An 18,635-nucleotide genomic window follows, 5' to 3' on the forward strand; every position below is an offset into this window, starting at 1 on the left:
GTCCACGCACCACTGTGCCCGACAGCGGCGGGGCCCACGGTGCGCAAGGGCCGGCCGAAGGACCAAAGGACCGGCGTCAGCGGCCCGGTATCCCCGTGGGGCAGTGCCGCCCCGGTATTCCCATAGGGGCCCCGTGCCGGCCCCGGTATCCCTGTAGGAGCATCAGCCGGCCCGGTGTCCCGCAGGGCCCGTCAGCGGCCCAGTATCCCCCGCAGCCTGGACATCGCCGGCCAGGTCGGAGCCGGCCCGTCCACCGGATACGGCGGGAAGGCCCGCTCGGCGACGTCCACCAGAATGGCGACGTCCAGGGGCTTCAGTACGACACCGGCGGTGAGGATGTAGTCGGCGACCCCGGCCGCCGGCAGCAGCACCACACCGTCGAGCAGGGCGAGCCCGTGCGGCAGCTCGGCACGGGAGAACGCGACCACCGGCTGGGCCTGCAGCTGCCAGCCGTCCGGAAGATCGGCCACCAGGTGGCCGGTGACCTCCTCGCTCATCCACGCGACCAGGCCGAGCATGGCGCGCAACGGCACCTTGCCGGCCCACAGCCCGGCCCGGTTCTGGCGCAGCGGCCCGCGGTGGGCATCCGTCTCGACGACCCACGCCCCGGACGGGCCGATCACCAGATGGTCGACGTTGCCGGCGGAGTCCGCGAGCGCGCGGTCGTGCAGGACCGTGTAGCCGGCCCGGACGAGGCGGTCGAGGGCGCGGGCCGTGCGGCGCTCGGCCTCGGCGTCGTGCCGCCAAGACTCGATCTCCGACGGGGAACGCAGGAAGCGCGCCGCGGCGGCGACGAGGACGACCAGGACGGCCCCGAGGACCATCTGCAGCACGACCAGCACGGACAGGCCCGCCATGGCACCGAGCACGCCGACGGCGGCCGCGGCCAGCGCGGCGGCCACAGCCGCGGTGACGGCCGCTCGTGTCAGGCGGTCCTTACGTTCGGCCATGTACAGCTCCCTGCGGCGCAGGTACTCCGCCATGGCCGACCGTCCTGGCCACTGCCTTTCCGGCATCCCGGTCGTCACCGCCTTCCGGTCGCCCTGTTTCCCGCCGCTCCGTCGCGCCGGCCTGGCCCGCGTGACGCGGGAGCTGGCATGGTTCGGGACCCGCATGGCGCGGGATCCGTCACCTCCACCGTTGACGCACGGGCCGGCGCGGAACGTGCTCCGTCCTCGGTCCGTCCTCGGTCCGGCCCCGTACGACCGCATGCGGCTGCGCCTGCCCCATGCGCGTCGCACATTGACCATCACCGAGTGTGCCGCGACACGGTCACCGAACGCCACAGCAAACCAACTATGCGACGGCCACCATTTCATAAAAATCGCAACAGTCGTCCAACATGACACATACTTACACCCTGACCCAACGGTGCCCAGGCCGGGCGCCACAGAGCCCGAAAGGGCGCCCGCTCCGGGCGCCACACAGCCTGAAAGGGTGCCCGGAGCCGACGTCGCCCAGCCTGGACGCCGCACACGCCTCCCATCAGACTCCGGACGATGACCGAACTTTCCGGTGTGAGGGGGGTCGGGTGATGGGCACAATCCGACAGCGGCCCTTCGATGTGCGCCACATCGTTCGCGCATCGGTAACTACCGGGCAACACCCTGCTGTGAAGGTCTGGTCAAAGGGCCGGAAAGTCCACGACGCGGCGGAACGGAGCCACCTGACCCGCACCGACCGCCATCGGCCCGTACCTCGACCCGCGGCCAGCGACCCTGGCCGGTCCGGACCTGGAGGGTTCATGAAACGGACACCGGCAGCCATGCCAGCACCCGGCCCCGATCCCTGTTGTACCGGCCCTTGTTGTACCAACGGCAAGATCCGCACCGACGACAGGAACCAGCATGACGGCGGGCTCCGCGCCGACGACGAGATCCGTTCACCGGAGGACGTCCACCGTTACGCGCACCTGACCTGCCTGACCGATCAGCCTGCCGGCAGCGTCGGTATCGAGACCGAGTGGTTCGTCGTCGACATCGCCTCCCCGGCACTGCCGGTGCCCCCCGGCCGCACGCTGGCGGCGCTCACCGGCGACCCGTCACCGGAAGGGCTGTCACCGGAAGGACCGCGGCAGGGAGAGAAAGCGTCCCCCCGGACCTTCCCGGAGCCGGTGGACGATCTGTTCCTGCCCGGGGGGACCCGGATCACCTTCGAGCCCGGCGGCCAGCTCGAACTGTCCGCCCCGCCCCTGCCGCTGCCGGACGCGCTGGCGCGGACCGCCGCCGATCTCACCGCGGTGCGCGCCATGCTCGCCGACGCCGGGCTCGCCCTGGCCGCGATGGGCACCGATCCGCTGCGGCCACCGCGCCGCCTGTTGCACGCCCCCCGCTACGTGGCCATGCAGCGGTACTTCCGGCGGACGGACGGCGGCCGGGCCGGCGAGGCGATGATGTGCTCGACCGCGTCCGTCCAGGTCAACCTGGACGCGGGCAGCCCGGCGCAGTGGGGCCGGCGCTTCGAGCTGGCGCACGCCCTCGGGCCGGTGCTGGTGGCCATGTTCGCCGCCTCCCCGGTGCTGGGCGGGACGGCGACCGGGTGGCGTTCCACCCGGCAGTCGCTGTGGGCGGACATCGACCCGAGCCGGACCTCCCCGGTGGCCGCCCCCCACCGGCCGGATCCGGCGACGGCCTGGGCGGACTACCTGCTGGCGGCCAGGATCATGCTGGTGCGGCTGCCCGACGGTGACTTCCGGCTCGCCCAGGACGGGTCGACGTTCGCCGACTGGGTGGCCGGCGCCGGCCCGGTGGCGCGGCCACCGACAGTCGCGGACCTGCGCTATCACGCGACCACGGTGTTCCCGCCGGTACGTCCGCGCGGCTGGCTGGAACTGCGCTACCTCGACGCGGCACCGGCCGGCAACTGGCCGGTGGCGGTCGCGGTGACCACCGCCCTGCTCGACGACCCCCGCGCCGCGGACACGGCGGCCGACGCGTGCGAGCCCGTGGCCGGCCGCTGGCTGACCGCGGCCACGCTGGGGCTGCGTGACGACATGCTGCACCGGGCGGCGCGGCGGTGCGCGGGCGCGGCCCGGGACGCGCTGGGACGCCTGGGTGTCGACGGCGCCCTGCTCGCCGCCGTCGACACCTATCTCGAGACCTACGCCGAGCCGGGCCGCTGCCCCGCCGACGATCTCCTCGACCGGCTGCCGGCCGGCGGCCCGCTGGGCCTGCTCCAGGCCGAGATCGACGCCGGGGCCAACGCCGGGACCGGCACCGGCGCCGTCCTCGGGGGCAGCGCTGGCGCCGGCCACGAGCGTGCGAGCATCCGGCCACAGGCGGCAGCTCGATGACCATCCAGTTGGTCACCGAGCTGGCCACCCCATCGACCATCCGGCCGACCGCTCAGCCGACCACCCGGCCGACCACCCAGCCGACCACCCAGCCGACCATCGACGGGATCGTCCGGGCGCTCGCGGACAGCCGGGCCCGCAGCCTCGCCTACACCGATCTCGGCGACGACGACCTGCGGCGCCAGCACTCGCCACTGATGTCACCACTGGTCTGGGACCTCGCCCACATCGGCAACTACGAGGAGTCGTGGCTGCTGCGGGCGGTCGCGGGCAGCCGGCCGCTGCGGCCGGGCATCGACGACATCTACGACGCGTTCCGCCACCCCCGGGCGGACCGGCCGGCTCTGCCGCTGCTCGGCCCGGCGCAGGCCAGGTCCTACCTCGACGAGGTGCGCGGCGCCGTACTGGACGTCCTGGCGCGGCTCGGCCCGGACGCGCTGCTGACACCGGCCACCTGGATGGCCAGCGACGGCGGGCCGTCCCCGCGGATGGCCGACATGGTCGGCGCGCCCGGGCCGGGCTCACGCGCGGCGCTGCTGGCCGGCGGGTTCGTCTACGGGCTGGTGGTCCAGCACGAGCACCAGCACGACGAGACGATGCTCGCCACCCACCAGCTCCGCGCGGGTGCCCCGGTCATCGGTGACCGGGCCACGCTGCCGCCCGGCCGGCCGGTGCCCGCGGCGGAGGTCCTGATACCGGCCGGCGAGTTCACGATGGGCACCGACGGCGACACCGCCGGCACGTCCTGGGCGTACGACAACGAACGCCCCGCTCACCGGGTGTACGTACCGGCGTTCTTCATCGGCACACTGCCGGTCTCCAACGCCGCGCACGCGGCGTTCATCGAGGACGGTGGCTATCACGACGAACGCCTGTGGCCGGCCGCCGGCTGGGCGTGGCGGTGCCGGGCGGGCCTGACCGCCCCACAGTTCTGGCGCCGCGAGGGCGGCACCTGGATCCACCGCCGGTTCGGCCGGGACGAGCCGGTCCCGATGGACGAGCCCGTCCAGCATGTCTGCTGGTACGAGGCGCAGGCGCACGCGCGCTGGGCGGGCCGGCGGCTGCCCACCGAGGCCGAGTGGGAGAAGGCGTGCGCGCACGATCCCGTCACCGGGCGTTCGCGACGTTTTCCCTGGGGGGACAGCGAGCCGACGCCGCGGCGGGCCAACCTGGGCCAGGCGGCCACCCGCCCCGCACCGCTGGGGGCGTACCCGGCCGGCGCGAGCGCGTACGGCGTCGAGCAGATGATCGGTGACGTGTGGGAGTGGACGGCCGGGGATTTCGTGGGCTACCCGGGTTTCCGGTCGTTCCCCTACCGCGAGTACAGCGAGGTGTTCTTCCCACCCGCGGCCGGCGCCGGCGAAGAGCCGCCCGCCGGGGCGGCCGGGCACGCCGGGGCGAACGGTGCCGCTGGGGCGGTCGGGGCGGTCGATGTCACCGAGTACGCCGGGTTCAAGGTGCTGCGCGGTGGCTCCTGGGCGACGCATCACAGCACCGCTAGGGCTACTTTCCGTAACTGGGACCACCCGATCCGCCGGCAGATCTTCGCCGGCTTCCGGCTCGCGCGCGACGCCTGACAAACCGCGCCACCGCGGAAGCCAGCAGGCCGCGGGAGGTGCGGCCGCGCCTCCCGCGCACCCTGGCCACCAGATCCGGTCATCGAACCCGGCTACCGAACCCGGCCATCGAAGCTAACCATCGAAGCTGGTCACCGACGATGACGAGCAAAGAGCCCGATACCGAGGGAAGAAGGATGATTCCGGTTGTGTCGTCACACGGCGTGGCTGGGGACACCACGGACACTGGCCTCGCTCCTGCATGATCCTCCGCACGGCCTACTGCGCCAGGCCTGGGAGCCGCGGCGGATGCTGCACGGCCGGATCAACGCCGACGGCTTCGGCGCCGGATGGTACGCCCCTGAGATTCGCACGGAGCCGGCCCGCTACCGCCGCGCCGTCCCGATCTGGACCGACGCCTCGTTCGCGTCCCTCGCCGGCGTGATCAGTTCGGGCTGCGTGCTGGCCGCGGTCCGCAACGCCACCGTCGGCATGCCCGTCGAGGAGACCGCGACCGCGCCGTACACCGATGGGCGGTACCTGCTCAGCCACAACGGACGGGTGGATCTCACGGTGCCGCTGGGCCTGCTGCGGGGCGCGCGGGGAGCGCCGGTGCCCGACTCGCGCTGTGACTCCGCGCTGCTGGCGGCCGTGGTGTGGCAGCGGCTGGCCGCGGGCGCGCGTCTCGCGGACGCCGTCGCGGAGGTCGTCGTCGCGGCGGGCAGGAGGGACGGCGCGGCCCGTCTCAATCTTTTGGTAACCGACGGATCGCAAATAGTGGCGACAACCTGGGGTGAAACCCTGTCGTACCGCGTGTCCGGCCGCGAGAACACCGGAATCGGCATCGAGGCCAGCACAGAGAGCGATATGGAGTCCGGCGGCGGAGTCGAGGTGGCCAGCGAACCCAGCGATGACGGAGACGGATGGATCGATCTCGATGATCATCAATTGCTCGTAGCTGACACACGCAATGTCATCGTCAGTAATTTGACCTGAGATTCAGCTACTCTCGGTTGCATTAACGCTCCCGGAGGTTACAGCTCATGACAGCGTCCAGCACCGGTCTCACCAATGTCGGTTCCGCCAGGGGCGATCTCGACCCGAAAATCGTCTTCGATCGGCATCTCACCGCGTCCGACCGGACCACGGCACTGACCAGGGACGTCGGCACCGGGCTCACGTCGAATCCGAAGGAACTACCACCCAAGTGGTTCTACGATGCCAACGGGAGCATGCTCTTCGACGCCATCACCCGGTTGCCCGAGTACTATCCCACCCGGGCCGAACGGGCGATTCTGGCCAGCCACGTCCGCGAGATCGCCGTGATGTCACGGGCGGACACCCTCGTCGAGCTCGGCTCCGGGACCTCCGCCAAGACCCGCCTGCTGCTCGACGCCCTCCAGCGCGGCGGCTACCTGCGCGGGTTCGTCCCGTTCGACGTGGACGACTCCGTGCTCTCCCAGGCCGCGGCCGCGATCCGGCAGGAATACCCGGCGGTGAGCGTGCACGCGATCGTCGGCGATTTCGAACGTCATCTCCACCTGCTGCCCGACGCCAGCCGCCGCCTGGTCGCGTTTCTCGGCGGGACGATCGGCAATCTCGCGCCCGCGGCCCGGCACACATTCCTCACCAGCATGCGTGCCCACCTGAAAAGTGACGACATGCTGCTGCTGGGCTGCGACCTGGTCAAGGATCCAGCCCGGCTGGTGGCCGCCTACGACGACAGCGCCGGCGTCACGGCCGCGTTCAACCGCAACGTCCTGTCGGTCATCAATCACGAACTCGACGCCGACTTCGACCCGCGCGGGTTCGCCCATGTGGCCCGGTGGGACGCGGCGAACTCCTGGATCGAGATGCGCCTGCGCTCCGTCCGCGACCAGCGGGTCCGTGTCGGCGCGCTGGGCCTGTCGGTGTCCTTCGCCGAGGACGAGCAGATGCGCACCGAGATCAGCGCCAAGTTCACCCGGGACGGCCTGGCCACCGAGGCCGCCGCGGCGGGCCTGGCCATGGTCCGCTGGTGGACCGACCCCGCCGGTGACTTCGGGCTCGCTCTCGCCGTCCCCGCCTGACAACTCCGGCCGGCAGGGCCCGGCAGGCAAGGACCAGCGCCTGCCGGGCTCGGCGGGCCGGGCCCGGCAGGCAGGGCCCGGCCGACGAGCCGGACCCGCTGACCAGGCGGCGAGCCCCGGTCAGCCGCCGGCCAGGGAGACGTCGCGGGCGCCACCGGTGGACGCCGAGGTCGCCATCGCCGCGTAGGCCCGCAGCGCCGCCGACACCGGGCGCTGGCGCTCCTTCGGCCGGTAGCCGCCGGCGGCCTCCACCTCGGCCCGCCGCGCGGCGAGCTCGTCGGCGTCCACCAGCAGGTCCAGCCGGCGGGCCGGGATGTCGATCTCGATGATGTCACCGTCGCGGACGAGCGCGATCGCGCCGCCGTGCGCGGCCTCGGGCGAGACGTGGCCGATGGACAGGCCCGCCGAGCCGCCGGAGAACCGGCCGTCGGTGACCAGCGCGCACCGCGGGCCGAGCCCGCGGGCCTTGAGGAAGGCCGTCGGGTACAGCATCTCCTGCATGCCGGGGCCGCCGCGCGGGCCCTCGTAGCGGATGATCAGCACGTCACCGGGAGTGACCCGCTTCGACAGGATCGCCTCCACCGCCTCCTCCTGGCTCTCCAGCACCAGGGCGGGGCCGCGGAAGGTCAGCCGGCCGGCTTCCACCCCGGCGGTCTTGAGCACGGCGCCGTCCGGCGCCAGTGACCCGCGCAGCACCGCCAGGCCGCCGTCGGCGGAATAGGCGTGCGCGACGTCGCGGATGCAGCCGGCGGCGGCGTCGGTGTCCAGCGACTCCCAGCGGGCCGTGGACGAGAACGGCTCGATCGTGCGCACGCCGCCCGGGGCGGCGTGGAAGAGCTCCACCGCCTCCGGTGCCGGGCCCGGCCGGCGGACGTCCCAGTGGGTGAGGAACTCCGCCAGGCTCGCGGCGTGCACCGAGTGGACGTCGTGGCGCAGCAGGCCGGCCCGGTCGAGCTCGCCGAGGATGGCCGGGATGCCACCGGCGCGGTGGACGTCCTCCATGTGGTAGTCCGAGCTCGGCGCCACCTTGCACAGGCACGGCACCGTGCGGGAGATCTCGTCGATGTCGTCGAGGGTGACCGCCACCCCGGCCTCGGCCGCGGCGGCCAGCAGGTGCAGCACGGTGTTGGTCGAGCCACCCATGGCCACGTCCACGGCGAAGGCGTTGCGGAAGGCCGAGGCGCTCGCGATCGAGCGCGGCAGCACCGTGTCGTCGTCCTTGTCGTACCAGCGCTTCGCGAGATCCACCACCGTGCGCCCGGCGCGGACGAACAGGTCACGGCGGGCCGCGGAGGTGGCGAGCGTGGAGCCGTTGCCGGGCAGCGCGAGCCCGAGCGCCTCGGTCAGGCAGTTCATCGAGTTCGCGGTGAACATCCCGGAGCAGGACCCGCAGGTGGGGCAGGCGGAGCGTTCCACCGCGTCCAGCTCGGCGTCCCCGACCGCGGGGTCGACGGAGGCCGCGATCGCGGAGATGAGGTCCAGCCCCGAGCGGACCACCCCGCCGCTGACGACCGCCCGGCCGGACTCCATCGCCCCGCCGGAGACGAACACGGCCGGGATGTTCAGCCGCAGGGCGGCCAGCAGCATCCCAGGAGTGATCTTGTCGCAGTTCGAGATGCAGACGAGCGCGTCCGCGCAGTGCGCGTTCACCATGTACTCGACGCTGTCGGCGATGATCTCGCGGGACGGCAGCGAGTAGAGCATGCCGCCGTGGCCCATGGCGATACCGTCGTCGACCGCGATCGTGTGGAACTCCCGGCCCACGCCGCCGGCCTCGGCGACCGCGTCCGACACGATCCGGCCGAGGTCGCGCAGGTGCACGTGGCCGGGCACGAACTCGGTGAAGCTGTTCGCGATCGCCACGATCGGCTTGCCGAAGTCGCTGTCGGTCATGCCGGTGGCGCGCCACAGCGCGCGGGCACCGGCCATGTTGCGACCGTGGGTGGTGGTACGGGAACGCAGAACAGGCATCGGGCAGTCCTCACGGCGATCGATCGGCGCGGACGTGGGTCACGCCGGGGCCGCGGGCACACCCGTACCGGGCATCAGGTGCCAGGCATCAAGCCGCTCGAAAGCCGCCGGAACCCGCCTGCCGGGCCCCACCCGTCCACTTCAAGCCTAACGCTCGTCGTGTTCGAAGCCGCGCGGGCCACCGCGGCGCGGCCACCACCGGCCGCCCAGCCCGCCGAAGCGGCCGGGGCCACCGGGGCCGCCATGGCGCAGCCGCCACCGCCGCCACTGGCGCTGGACCAGCCACACGACCACGAAGGACGCGGCCGTGCCCAGCAGCGGGGCCACATCGTGGTCGCGAGGGCCGGTCACGTACCCGACGGTCCCGTCGGAGTGCTGGACCCGCTGGCTCGTCCGCGTCCCGAGCACGAGCAGGAACAGGCTGACGACGGTGATGATCGCGTATCCCGTCCGGAAAAGGGTCTGGACGCCGACCCGGCGGCGCGCGACCGCGCCACGGAAGAGCAGCGCCGGGACCATCCAGCCCAGAAAGCCGAAGACGACCGCGAACACCGGCGCGAAGAAGAAATAGCTGGCGAAGGTGCTCACGACAGCTCGGTCACGTGCTCCACGCTCGGCGGCTGCGCGAAGAAGGGACCCAGCGCCGCCCGCCAACGGGTGAACCGGTCGGAGGTGCGGAAGGTCACCAGGTGCGCGTCCAGGTTCTCCCATTCGACGAACAGGACGAACCGGGACGGCGTCTCCACCCCGCGGGCCAGCCGCGCCGACCGGCAGCCGGGGCAGGTGGTGATCTCGGTAACGACGCGGCGGTAGGCGTCGGCGAACGCCTCCTCCTGGCCGGGCACGACGTCGAAACGGGCGACTTCCAGCACCGGCGAGCCCTGGGCGCCGTCCTCGGCAGCGGTCATGGCCCAAGTCTGGCATGCGCGGGTCCGGCCCGAGCGCTCCGGTCGCCCGAATCCCGGTCGCCCGGTCGCCCGATCCCCGGAAAACAGAAAAGACGCGGACGGAAGGCGCGGGCGGGTAGCCCGCCGTCCCCCGCCCACGCTTTCCGTCCGGGGCCAGGCCCTGCCCGGCCCCGGACGGAAAGGAGAGCCGCTTCTATGTTCAGGCATCCTTTCTCACGACCTGCTTTTCCCCCCTGGGATGGCCGGAGTTCTCCCGCGGGTGGCCGGAGTTCTCCCGCGAGTGGCCGGAGTTCTCCTCGGCGGGGTGGGCGGGCTGTCCGGCCGGCACCGAATCCGGCCGCTGCCGGCGGAGCCGGCGCCAGCCGGGCCGACGCTTGTCACCTGCTGGAACCAGCGCCGCGCTGCCCCGTAGCAGCCGCGGGCCGACCAGCATGGCGATGCTGGCTGTCACGCTCCGCGTGACATCGTCCGGCCCGGACACCGTGGCGGCGATGGAGGCAAGGCCTGCGATACCCACCGTCACGACCGCGAGGACGGCCGCGACCAGCAGCCGGCCGCTGACGAGCGCGATCCCGCTGAGCACTACGCCAATCATGATCATCGCGTTCGTGGACGGTAGTGTGATCGACTGGCTGCCGTCCGCCAGCGCCACTGCCGCGGCGGACACCTGGGTGGTCATCGCTCCTCCCGCCGGGGCTGGTCGACAACGTGGATCCGGAAGCTGGATACCAAGCGGTTACCTGTCTGGAACAGCGGACGCGGGAGAAGGACTATTGTCGAGGACGGTCCGTTCTCCCACCGGGGCCAACCGGGGTGCGGGTCAGACTGGTCCGGTTCGGCGGGCGGGTGCGCCAACACCCTCCCGCCGACCGCGCCGGGCGAGCTGCCCGACATGGTCGTTGTTTCCGAATAGATGCTCATTGCTACCTTTCCACATCTCTCCCGTGTCTCTCAGGAATCTCAGGACTCTCAGGAATCGTCTTGCGCGGCCGCGGGATCCGGGATCGCATGGACCGCCGCCCCGGTCCGCGCGGGCGCTGGCCGAAGAGCGCGCGAGTATGGTTCACCCCGCCCGCCCGAGGGCCTGGAAAGCCCGGAGACGACGAAGAGCGGCCCACCCCTGAGATCAGGTGAATCCGCCCACCGGGACGCGCCGGAGCGTCCTCATGCCATACGCATAATCAGGAGTGGCCCAGCGCCCGGCGGCCCTCGGATGAACCCGCGAACCGACACCTGATCAGGCCAGGGCATCGGTCTCGCGGTTCGCGGACTCTGCCTCATAGCGCCACATCCCTGAGAAGGAGGGGCCGCCTCGCTGCGGCGAGATGCCTCCACTATGCAGACCAAACTGTGGTAACGCAAGAACTATTCATGAAGATCGAACAATTCATAATCCACCCACCCACAAGGGCGGATGGATAAATGATCTTGATGATTCGCCGCTCCCACGCGCCCGCTCCCGGACCGGAGCCCAGTCGGGCAAGCAGCCCAGCAGGCCGGCTAGGATGCTGGTCAGCCCCCACAAGAGGCGAGCCATTCGTCGATGCTCCAGTCGGCCAGCCCACCCGCATAGCCGACGACTCGACGAGCATAGACGACCCGCCGGCGTCCGGAGGAAGATGAGTAGGGCCTCCGCGACCCCGGGAGTCGGGAGCCCGGCCCCGCGGGCCTTGCGGGCTCTGTTCCCGCAGCCCCGGCGCGAAAACACGATCGCGCCGACCATGACCCGCCGGACACCGGGCCGTTCCGCCCTGCCCTTCATCGCGACCAGGAGCCACCGTGAGCACCAGCACGCCAGGTATAGTCATTGCTACATCCTGCGACTATTCGGGAAGTTGTCCAACCGTCTACCAGGAGGGCCCCGATACCGTCCTGGTACAGGGATACGTGGTCAACTCCGGTCACAACATGCCGGACGGCGAGTCCATGGTCCGCATCCCGGTCGCGCTCCTGCGCCAGGCCGCCCAGGCGCTCCAGGCCTGACCGGCCCCCGGCCAGCTCACCCACACGGCCTGAAGGAACCCCGCACACGACGAACCCGCGCACGAGCCGCCGCGGCGGCGCGAACATCACCCGTCACCGCGCCGCTGTCATTCCGGCCAGCCAGGGAGCTGGGCCGCTCGGATCTCCGGACCAACTCGGAAGGGTATGGCATGAGGAACCTCCCGGACGACGACGCGTCAGGCCGAGCGGCCGGGGCGCAGCTGGGAGCCGAACTCGCGGCCCTGCGGCACCGGCACCGGCTCAGCGGCCAGGAGCTCGCCGGCCGGACCGGGATGAGCCAGTCCAAAATCTCCCGGATAGAGACCGGCGCGGTCACACCCGGCCCTGACGACGTCGAGGCAATCGTGCGTGCCCTCAACGAGCCGGAGCCTGTGGTGTCGCAGTTCCGGCAGGCCGCCGAACGCCTTGTGTCCGGCGCGGACCCGGTCATCGACCCCAGCCCCTACATCGGCCGCTTCCAGCCCCAGTACCTTGAGCACGAGTCCGCCGCCCAGGTCGTCCGCTTCTTCCAGCCGACCCTCGTGCCCGGCCTGTTGCAGACGAGCGAGTACGCACAGGCGATCATCCTGCGTTTCTGCGAGCTGTTCGACATCGACTACCTCGCCGAGGGCGCCCAGGCGGTCGCCCTGCGGATGGAACGGCAGCGAATCCTCTACGACGAACGGCGGACCTTCTACTTCGTGCTGCTGGAGTCGGTACTCGCCTATCCGGTGGCGGCACCCGCGGCCATGATCGCCCAAATCGACCGCATCCGGGATCTCGCGGACAGCCGGCCGAACATCACCATCGCTCTGGTCCCCAACGGGACCGAGCTCGTGGTGCCGCCGTCCAGCAGCATAGAAATACTGGACGAGAACCGCGCGCTCACCGAGGCGATACTGTCCGTGGTGTCGCACAAGAAGCCCGAAACCGTCCGGGTTCTTCTCCGGATCTTCGCTGAGCTCGAGAGCAAGGCGACCACCGACATCAACCCGATCCTCGACCGCCACCGCCGCGCCTACATCGACCAGATCCTCTCCGAACAACGCTGACCACACGCCCCGGGCCCGGCAGGGCAACCGCCGCGAGCCCGGTGGCAAGGCCGTGCTGGGCGAAGCCCACTTACCCGACGCCGTCGTGTCCTCGGGCCCGACCACCCCGACAGCCTCACCTCGGCCTACAACCTCGTCGTCTATCTGGGCAGACTCGGCCGATATCAGGATGCCCGCGCCCTTGGCGAGGACATTCTGGCCAGACGCCGCCGGATCCTCGGCCCTCGTCACCGCGACACCCTCGGCGCCGAGGAAGCCCTCCAATGGTGGATCCACCAGGAATCGGCTGCTGGATGATGGACTACTACCTTGCCCCGCGGCTGGCACCGAACGGAAGTGGCGCTGGTCTGTCCGCGACCGCCGCCGGCATCGCCGCTGCCGCGGACAACGAACCGGAGGAAGCCAACCGGCGGATGCGGACAGCGCCGCTACGAGCACCGGTTCTCTCCGTGAGGTGGCTGTCAGCCCCAGAGGGTGCTGATCGGCAGGGCGAAGACGCGGTCGTCGATGCGGAACGCGCGGGGGCCGGTATGCAGGACGGCTCCGGCGACGAAGCGCTCTTCGAGCTGGTCGCGTAGCCAGACGAGGTGGCGGGCGTCGGACGTGCTCGGCGCCGCGGTGGCTTTGATCTCCAGTGCGATGACCTGGTCGCCGCCGAGCTCGATCAGCAGGTCGATCTCGCGACGGCCGTCCTCCTGGCGCAGGTGATAGAGCCTGGGCTCCAGTGGGCTGAGGGCCAGTTCGGGACGGATCTGCGCGACGACGAACGTGTCGATGACGCGCCCGAGCAGGTGGCCGTCGCGCAGGACCGCGCGTGGCGTGGCCCGCAGCGCGGCACCGAGCAGTGACGAGTCCACGAGGTAGCGCTTGGGCCTCTTGACCAGGCGCTGTAGCCGCTGGGTGGACCATGCCGGTATCTGGTCGAGAACGAAGAGATTGGTCATGAGCCGCTCGTAGGCGACGACGGTCCGCCGGTCCAGGTTTGCGGCGCGCACGATGGTCTCGTCGGTCGTGACGGCGGCGGTGGTGAGCGCGAGGGCCTCGACATAGCGGCGGAGCCGGTCGGGGTCGCGGCGGGACTCGACGTGCTGGGCATCGCGGGTGACCAACTGGTCGAGGTAGCCGGTCAGCCAGGCGCGCCTGGCCAGACCGCTCAGGCGAAGGACGGTGTCCGGGAAACCGCCGCGTAGGGCGAGCTCGATGTAGCCAAGAAGATCTGGCGGGTCCGCGGGCACGGTGAGCGCGTCGAGTTCGGCGGTGGCCAGACGATCGATGAACAGTGTCCCGGGCGAGCGCCGATCGGCCTCCCTTACTGTGAGCCCGTAGAGGGGCAGCCGGATCACACGCCCGGTACCCGGCCAGGTCCGGGTCTCCAGGTCGGCCATGACGCTGCCGGTCAGCAGGAAGCGGCCCGGCCGGGGGTCGTCGTCGACCGCTCTCTTCACCGCGCCGAGGACATCGGGGACCTCCTGCCATTCATCGAGCAGGACCGGCTCGGGCAGCGCACGCAGCGCCGTGTCCGGATCGGCACGGAAGGCAGCGGCCTCGACTGGACGGTCGAGACGGACGGTGGAGCGGGCCAGCCGACGCGCGGTGGTTGTCTTGCCGGTCGCGCGGGGGCCCACCATCAGCAACGCCGGTAGCTGCGTCACCAGCTCCGAGAGCAGGGAGTCCACCATCCGCGGGACGTAGCCGGCAGCATCCATGATCTCAGGGTACCGATTTCCCGCAGCCTTGAATGCCGATCACCTGCACGCTTCAGTGCCGATCACCTGCGTCCTTCGATGCCGATCACCTGCATGTTTTGATGTCGATCACCTGCGAGGCCGGTAGGGGCGGGTCGATACGGGAGGGTGGAGCGGCGACTGGAGATCTTGAACTGATCGGTGGTGTGGAGCGTCGCGCTGTTCGGGTCAGCTGGCTGTTCGGGTCAGCCGGCCATGTCCATGAAGCGGGAGTAGTGGCCCTGGAAAGTGACGGTGACGGTGCCGGTCGGGCCGTTGCGGTGCTTGGCGACGATCAGGTCGGCCTCGCCGGCGCGGGCCGACTCCTTCTCCACGGCGTCCTCCCGGTACAGCAGGATCACGGCGTCCGCGTCCTGCTCCAGGGAGCCGGACTCGCGCAGGTCGGAGATCTGCGGGCGTTTGTCCGCGCGCTGCTCCGAGGCACGGTTGAGCTGGGAGATCGCCACCACCGGGATGTCGAGCTCCTTGGCGAGCAGCTTGAGCGAGCGCGATATCTCGCTGACCTCCTGCTGGCGGCTCTCGGTGCGCTTCGGCGAGGACATCAGCTGGAGGTAGTCGAGGACGATCATCCGCAGGCCGTTGCGCTGCTTCAGGCGGCGGGCCTTCGCCCGGATCTCCATCATGGTCAGGTGCGGGCTGTCGTCGATGAACAGGGGCGCGTCGGCGACCTCGCCCATCCGGCGGGCCAGGCGGGCCCAGTCGTCATCGGTGAGCCGGCCGGTGCGGATGTTCTGCAGGGACACCCGCGCCTCCGCCGACAGCAGCCGCATGGTGATCTCCATCCGGCTCATCTCCAGCGAGAAGATCACGGACGTCATGCCGTTACGGATCGACGCGGACCGGGCGAGGTCCAGCCCGAGTGTGCTCTTGCCGACGGCGGGCCTGGCCGCAATGATCCACAGTTGGCCGCCGTGGAGACCGTTGGTCAGCTCGTCGAGATCGTTGAAGCCGGTGGGGACGCCGGTCAGCGCGCCGTCGTGCCCCGCGATCGCCTCGATCTCCTCCAGCGCGGGGTTGAGCAGGTCGCCGAGGGGCGCGTAGTCCTCACTCGAGCGGCGTTCGGTGACCTCGTAGACGGCGGCCTGCGCGCGGTCGACCACCTCGTCCACGTCCTGGGCGGGGCCGTAGGCGAGCTGGACGATGCGGGTGCCCGCCTCGGCGAGACGGCGCAGAACAGCCTTCTCCGCGACGATGCGGGCGTAGTAGCCGGCGTTCGCCGCGGTCGGGACGCTGGAGATGAGGGTGTGCAGGTAGCCCGGCCCGCCGACGCGCTCGAGCAGGTCCCGTCGGGCGAGCTCGGCGGCGACGCTGATCACGTCAGCCGGCTCGCCACGGCCGTAGAGATCGCCGATGACGCCGTAGACCGTGCTGTGCGCGGGGCGGTAGAAGTCGCTCGCGGAGAGCACCTCGACGACGTCGGCGATCGCGTCCTTCGACAGCATCATGCCGCCCAGCGCGCTCTGCTCGGCGGCCAGATCATGCGGCGGCGTGCGGTCGAGCTCGACCGGCCCGCCGGAAGCGGCCCGGGCGCGGTCGACATCGGTCAGCGTCATGGCCGTGACCCCGTCATGATCGTGGCCCCCGTCATGCCTGCCCCTCTCCCGCGCGTCACAGTCCCGCGCAGTACGGTCCCGCGCAGTGCCGTCCCGCGCGGTACAGTTCCACACCACACCGTAGTCGAACATATGTTCGCCTACGGTGGTGGCCCCGTCAATCCTCGAGAGGTGTCTCGTCGAGCACTCCACCGGGCGTCGACTGTATGAGCGGGCCCGGCCGGCAGCCAAAAAGTTATCCACAGGCTCTGTGGATAACTTTGTGTACAACCCCGGAAAGGCTGGGGAAATCGCTGGGACAAGCCCGTCGGGGCTGTGGACAACCAGTCGGCGCCGGCGTCGACTGTGCTGCTATCAGCGCAGGAAGGGCGTCATCACCGTCCATCCCCTGTGGATGGAAGAAATTCGACGACGAATCGTACGCGGACCCCCGAACCGGCCTCCGCACGTCCAGCCGCCTGACGTCCAGCCGCCTGACGGTCAGCCGCCCAGGAAGCACAACGGGTGACCGCGACGCCGGCATCGGCCGGCCCAGCAGGAGCGTGCGCGCCCAAGGCAAAGGCCACGCGACAGAGATCATCGCGTGGCCTTTGCCCGTGCCCGCCCCGTCAGGGCGCCGGCCGCGGGCGGGCGGTCATCAGGCGGAGACGACGTCCAGCTTGACGGTCGCCACGACCTCCTGGTGCAGATGCACCGACACGGTGTGGGACCCGAGCGCCTTGATCGGCGAGGGCAGCTCGACCCGTCGACGGTCCAGGTCCGGGCCGCCGGCGGCGGCCACGGCCGCCACCACGTCCGCCGCTGTCACCGAACCGAACAGCCGGCCCTCCTTGCCCGCCCGGCTGACCAGCCGGATCGGCAGGGTAGCGAGCTGGCCGGCGATCTCCTTCGCCTGCCCGAGATCGCGTATCTCCCGGGCCGACCGGGCCCGACGGATCTGCTCGATCTGCTTCTCGGCGCCCCGGGTGGCCACGATCGCGTACCGGCGGGGAATGAGGTAGTTGCGCCCGTACCCCGCAGCGACCTGGACCGTGTCACCCGGGCTGCCGAGGCCGGGCACCTCATGGGTGAGGATGAGCTTCATCGTCATCCTCCTCAGCGGGCCGTCGAGGTGTAGGGCAGCAGGGCCATCTCCCGGCTGTTCTTCACCGCGATCGCGATGTCACGCTGGTGCTGGCTGCAGTTGCCGGTCACCCGCCGAGCGCGGATCTTGCCACGGTCGGAGATGAACTTCCGCAGCAGCGAGGTGTCCTTGTAGTCGATGTAGTCGGTCTTGTCCTTGCAGAACACGCAAACCTTCTTCTTCGGCTTGCGCACGGCCGCCTTGGCCATCGTGCACTCCTATGTCATGGCTTCGTCCCGGCGTCAGGGCCTCGGCCCGACGCCGGTGGGCTCGGCCCCGGTCAGGCGCTGCTGGGGATCGGCCGGATCAGAACGGGGGCTCCTCGGAGTAGCCGCCGGGCGACGCCGACCACGGGTCGTCGGCAGGCCCGCCGCCGTACCCCGAGCCGCCACCGGACGGCCCGCCGTAGCCACCGCCCGCGGGCGGCCCTCCGGACGCCGGCGGCCCACCGTATCCGCCAGGCTGCCCACCGTATCCGCCGCCGGCAGGGCCACCGCCACGACCGGCCTTGACGACCTTGGCGGTGGCGTACCGCAGCGACGGGCCGATCTCGTCGACGTCCAGCTCGACCACGGTCCGCTTCTCGCCCTCGCGGGTCTCGAACGACCGCTGCTTGAGCCGGCCCTGGACGATGACCCGGGCGCCCTTCTGCAACGACTCCGCGACATGCTCGGCGGCCTGCCGCCAGATGGAGCAGCGCAGGAACAGCGCGTCCCCGTCCTTCCACTCGTTGGTGGCCCGGTCGAGGGTGCGCGGGGTCGAGGCGACGGTGAAGCTGGCGACGGCCGCGCCGTTGGGCGTGAAACGGAGCTCGGGATCGTTCGTCAGGTTCCCGACCACCGTGATGACTGTCTCACCGGCCATGGGGCCGCTCCCTTCAGGCCGCGGCCCGCCGCCGCGGCTTCTTCTCGGGCAGCCGGATCACCTTGGTACGGATCACCGATTCGTTGAGGACGAGTTGACGGTCGAGTTCGGCGACGACGTCCGGCTCGGCGTGCAGGTCGATAATGGCGTAAATGCCCTCGAAACTCTTGCGGATCTCGTAGGCGAGCCGGCGGCGGCCCCAGACGTCGACCTTCTCCACCACGCCGCCGCCGGAGCGGACGACGGTCAGGTACTGGTCGAGGGACGGCGCCACCGTGCGATCCTCAAGATCCGGCTCGAGGATCACCATCAGTTCGTAATGCCGTGGCAAGGGTGAACCCACCTCCTGTGGACTCGGGCGGCCACGGAGGGTTCCGTGGCAGGAGGGACAATGCCGCACACGGCCGGACGCGGAGCGGACCCGCGTGGACCGACCAGCGGCAACGTCGCAAACACTACTCGATACCGTCCGGCCCGATCCCGCCCGGTCGCGGGCCGGCTGGCCGGGCCCGTCCGCCG

Annotated in this window: 17 protein-coding genes and 1 pseudogene; 7 read left to right on the forward strand and 11 right to left on the reverse strand. The window is 71.0% G+C overall.

Translation table 11 applies throughout. The features are described 5' to 3' along the window. Positions 1-191: 191 nt before the first annotated feature. The gene (locus NBX02_RS22550) at positions 192-983 is read right to left on the reverse strand and encodes a nuclease-related domain-containing protein (protein WP_250281538.1); all 792 of its coding nucleotides are present in this window, start codon (positions 981-983) and stop codon (positions 192-194) included. A gap of 761 nt (positions 984-1,744) precedes the next feature. Here NBX02_RS22550 and egtA point away from each other — a divergent pair. The 4 genes from egtA to egtD all read left to right on the forward strand — a co-directional run bounded on the left by egtA (position 1,745) and on the right by egtD (position 6,917). Beyond that, the gene (gene egtA / locus NBX02_RS22555) at positions 1,745-3,292 is read left to right on the forward strand and encodes an ergothioneine biosynthesis glutamate--cysteine ligase EgtA (protein WP_250293063.1); all 1,548 of its coding nucleotides are present in this window, start codon (positions 1,745-1,747) and stop codon (positions 3,290-3,292) included. Continuing rightward, entirely contained in the window at positions 3,289-4,869 is a 1,581-nt protein-coding gene (gene egtB / locus NBX02_RS22560; protein ID WP_250293066.1) for an ergothioneine biosynthesis protein EgtB, read from the forward strand. The genes egtA and egtB overlap by 4 nt, the downstream gene beginning before the upstream one ends. A 186-nt stretch (positions 4,870-5,055) precedes the next feature. After that, on the forward strand, positions 5,056-5,844 hold the full coding sequence (egtC, locus tag NBX02_RS22565; RefSeq protein WP_250293068.1) for an ergothioneine biosynthesis protein EgtC: 789 nt from the start codon (positions 5,056-5,058) through the stop codon (positions 5,842-5,844). Positions 5,845-5,891: 47 nt separating this feature from the next. Further along, positions 5,892-6,917 carry an L-histidine N(alpha)-methyltransferase gene (gene egtD, locus NBX02_RS22570; RefSeq protein ID WP_250281530.1) on the forward strand — a complete coding sequence of 342 codons (1,026 nt, stop codon included), beginning with the start codon at positions 5,892-5,894 and terminating at the stop codon, positions 6,915-6,917. A 120-nt stretch (positions 6,918-7,037) separates the two neighbouring features. Here egtD and ilvD read toward each other — a convergent pair whose 3' ends face one another. The 4 genes from ilvD to NBX02_RS22590 all read right to left on the reverse strand — a co-directional run bounded on the left by ilvD (position 7,038) and on the right by NBX02_RS22590 (position 10,475). Next, the gene (gene ilvD, locus NBX02_RS22575; RefSeq protein WP_250281528.1) at positions 7,038-8,888 is read right to left on the reverse strand and encodes a dihydroxy-acid dehydratase; all 1,851 of its coding nucleotides are present in this window, start codon (positions 8,886-8,888) and stop codon (positions 7,038-7,040) included. 147 nt (positions 8,889-9,035) lie between these two features. After that, complete coding sequence (locus tag NBX02_RS22580; protein WP_250281527.1) at positions 9,036-9,476, reverse strand: hypothetical protein; 441 nt, start codon at positions 9,474-9,476, stop codon at positions 9,036-9,038. Further along, entirely contained in the window at positions 9,473-9,796 is a 324-nt protein-coding gene (locus tag NBX02_RS22585) for an antibiotic biosynthesis monooxygenase family protein (protein WP_250281524.1), read from the reverse strand. Before NBX02_RS22585 ends, NBX02_RS22580 begins: the two co-directional genes overlap by 4 nt. A 199-nt stretch (positions 9,797-9,995) precedes the next feature. Beyond that, the gene (locus NBX02_RS22590; RefSeq protein ID WP_250281522.1) at positions 9,996-10,475 is read right to left on the reverse strand and encodes a hypothetical protein; all 480 of its coding nucleotides are present in this window, start codon (positions 10,473-10,475) and stop codon (positions 9,996-9,998) included. Positions 10,476-11,575: 1,100 nt separating this feature from the next. On the opposite strand from NBX02_RS22590, the gene NBX02_RS22595 reads away from it, so the two are divergent. The 3 genes and pseudogenes from NBX02_RS22595 to NBX02_RS22610 all read left to right on the forward strand — a co-directional run. After that, on the forward strand, positions 11,576-11,779 hold the full coding sequence (locus tag NBX02_RS22595; protein ID WP_250281521.1) for a hypothetical protein: 204 nt from the start codon (positions 11,576-11,578) through the stop codon (positions 11,777-11,779). Between the two features lie 170 nt (positions 11,780-11,949). After that, positions 11,950-12,831: a helix-turn-helix domain-containing protein gene (locus tag NBX02_RS22600; protein WP_250281519.1), complete on the forward strand. Its 882-nt coding sequence runs from the start codon at positions 11,950-11,952 to the stop codon at positions 12,829-12,831. 69 nt (positions 12,832-12,900) lie between these two features. Beyond that, positions 12,901-13,128 (forward strand): annotated as a pseudogene (locus tag NBX02_RS22610) (tetratricopeptide repeat protein); the annotation flags it as partial. Positions 13,129-13,292: 164 nt separating this feature from the next. On the opposite strand, the gene NBX02_RS22615 reads toward NBX02_RS22610, so the two are convergent. The 6 genes from NBX02_RS22615 to rpsF all read right to left on the reverse strand — a co-directional run bounded on the left by NBX02_RS22615 (position 13,293) and on the right by rpsF (position 18,447). Further along, positions 13,293-14,537: a DUF4143 domain-containing protein gene (locus NBX02_RS22615; protein WP_250281517.1), complete on the reverse strand. Its 1,245-nt coding sequence runs from the start codon at positions 14,535-14,537 to the stop codon at positions 13,293-13,295. Between the two features lie 224 nt (positions 14,538-14,761). Continuing rightward, on the reverse strand, positions 14,762-16,129 hold the full coding sequence (dnaB, locus tag NBX02_RS22620) for a replicative DNA helicase (RefSeq protein ID WP_250281567.1): 1,368 nt from the start codon (positions 16,127-16,129) through the stop codon (positions 14,762-14,764). Positions 16,130-16,766: 637 nt separating this feature from the next. Beyond that, positions 16,767-17,213, reverse strand: coding sequence for a 50S ribosomal protein L9 (gene rplI, locus NBX02_RS22625; protein ID WP_250281516.1), 447 nt, complete (start codon positions 17,211-17,213; stop codon positions 16,767-16,769). An 11-nt stretch (positions 17,214-17,224) separates the two neighbouring features. Beyond that, on the reverse strand, positions 17,225-17,461 hold the full coding sequence (gene rpsR / locus NBX02_RS22630; protein ID WP_013875613.1) for a 30S ribosomal protein S18: 237 nt from the start codon (positions 17,459-17,461) through the stop codon (positions 17,225-17,227). A gap of 97 nt (positions 17,462-17,558) precedes the next feature. After that, complete coding sequence (locus NBX02_RS22635; protein ID WP_250281515.1) at positions 17,559-18,116, reverse strand: single-stranded DNA-binding protein; 558 nt, start codon at positions 18,114-18,116, stop codon at positions 17,559-17,561. Between the two features lie 13 nt (positions 18,117-18,129). Further along, on the reverse strand, positions 18,130-18,447 hold the full coding sequence (gene rpsF, locus NBX02_RS22640) for a 30S ribosomal protein S6 (protein ID WP_445548589.1): 318 nt from the start codon (positions 18,445-18,447) through the stop codon (positions 18,130-18,132). Positions 18,448-18,635 lie beyond the last annotated feature (188 nt).

Source organism: Protofrankia sp. CiP1_Cm_nod1 (assembly GCF_920888515.1).
In the GTDB taxonomy this organism is placed as follows: Bacteria; Actinomycetota; Actinomycetes; order Frankiales; family Frankiaceae; genus Protofrankia.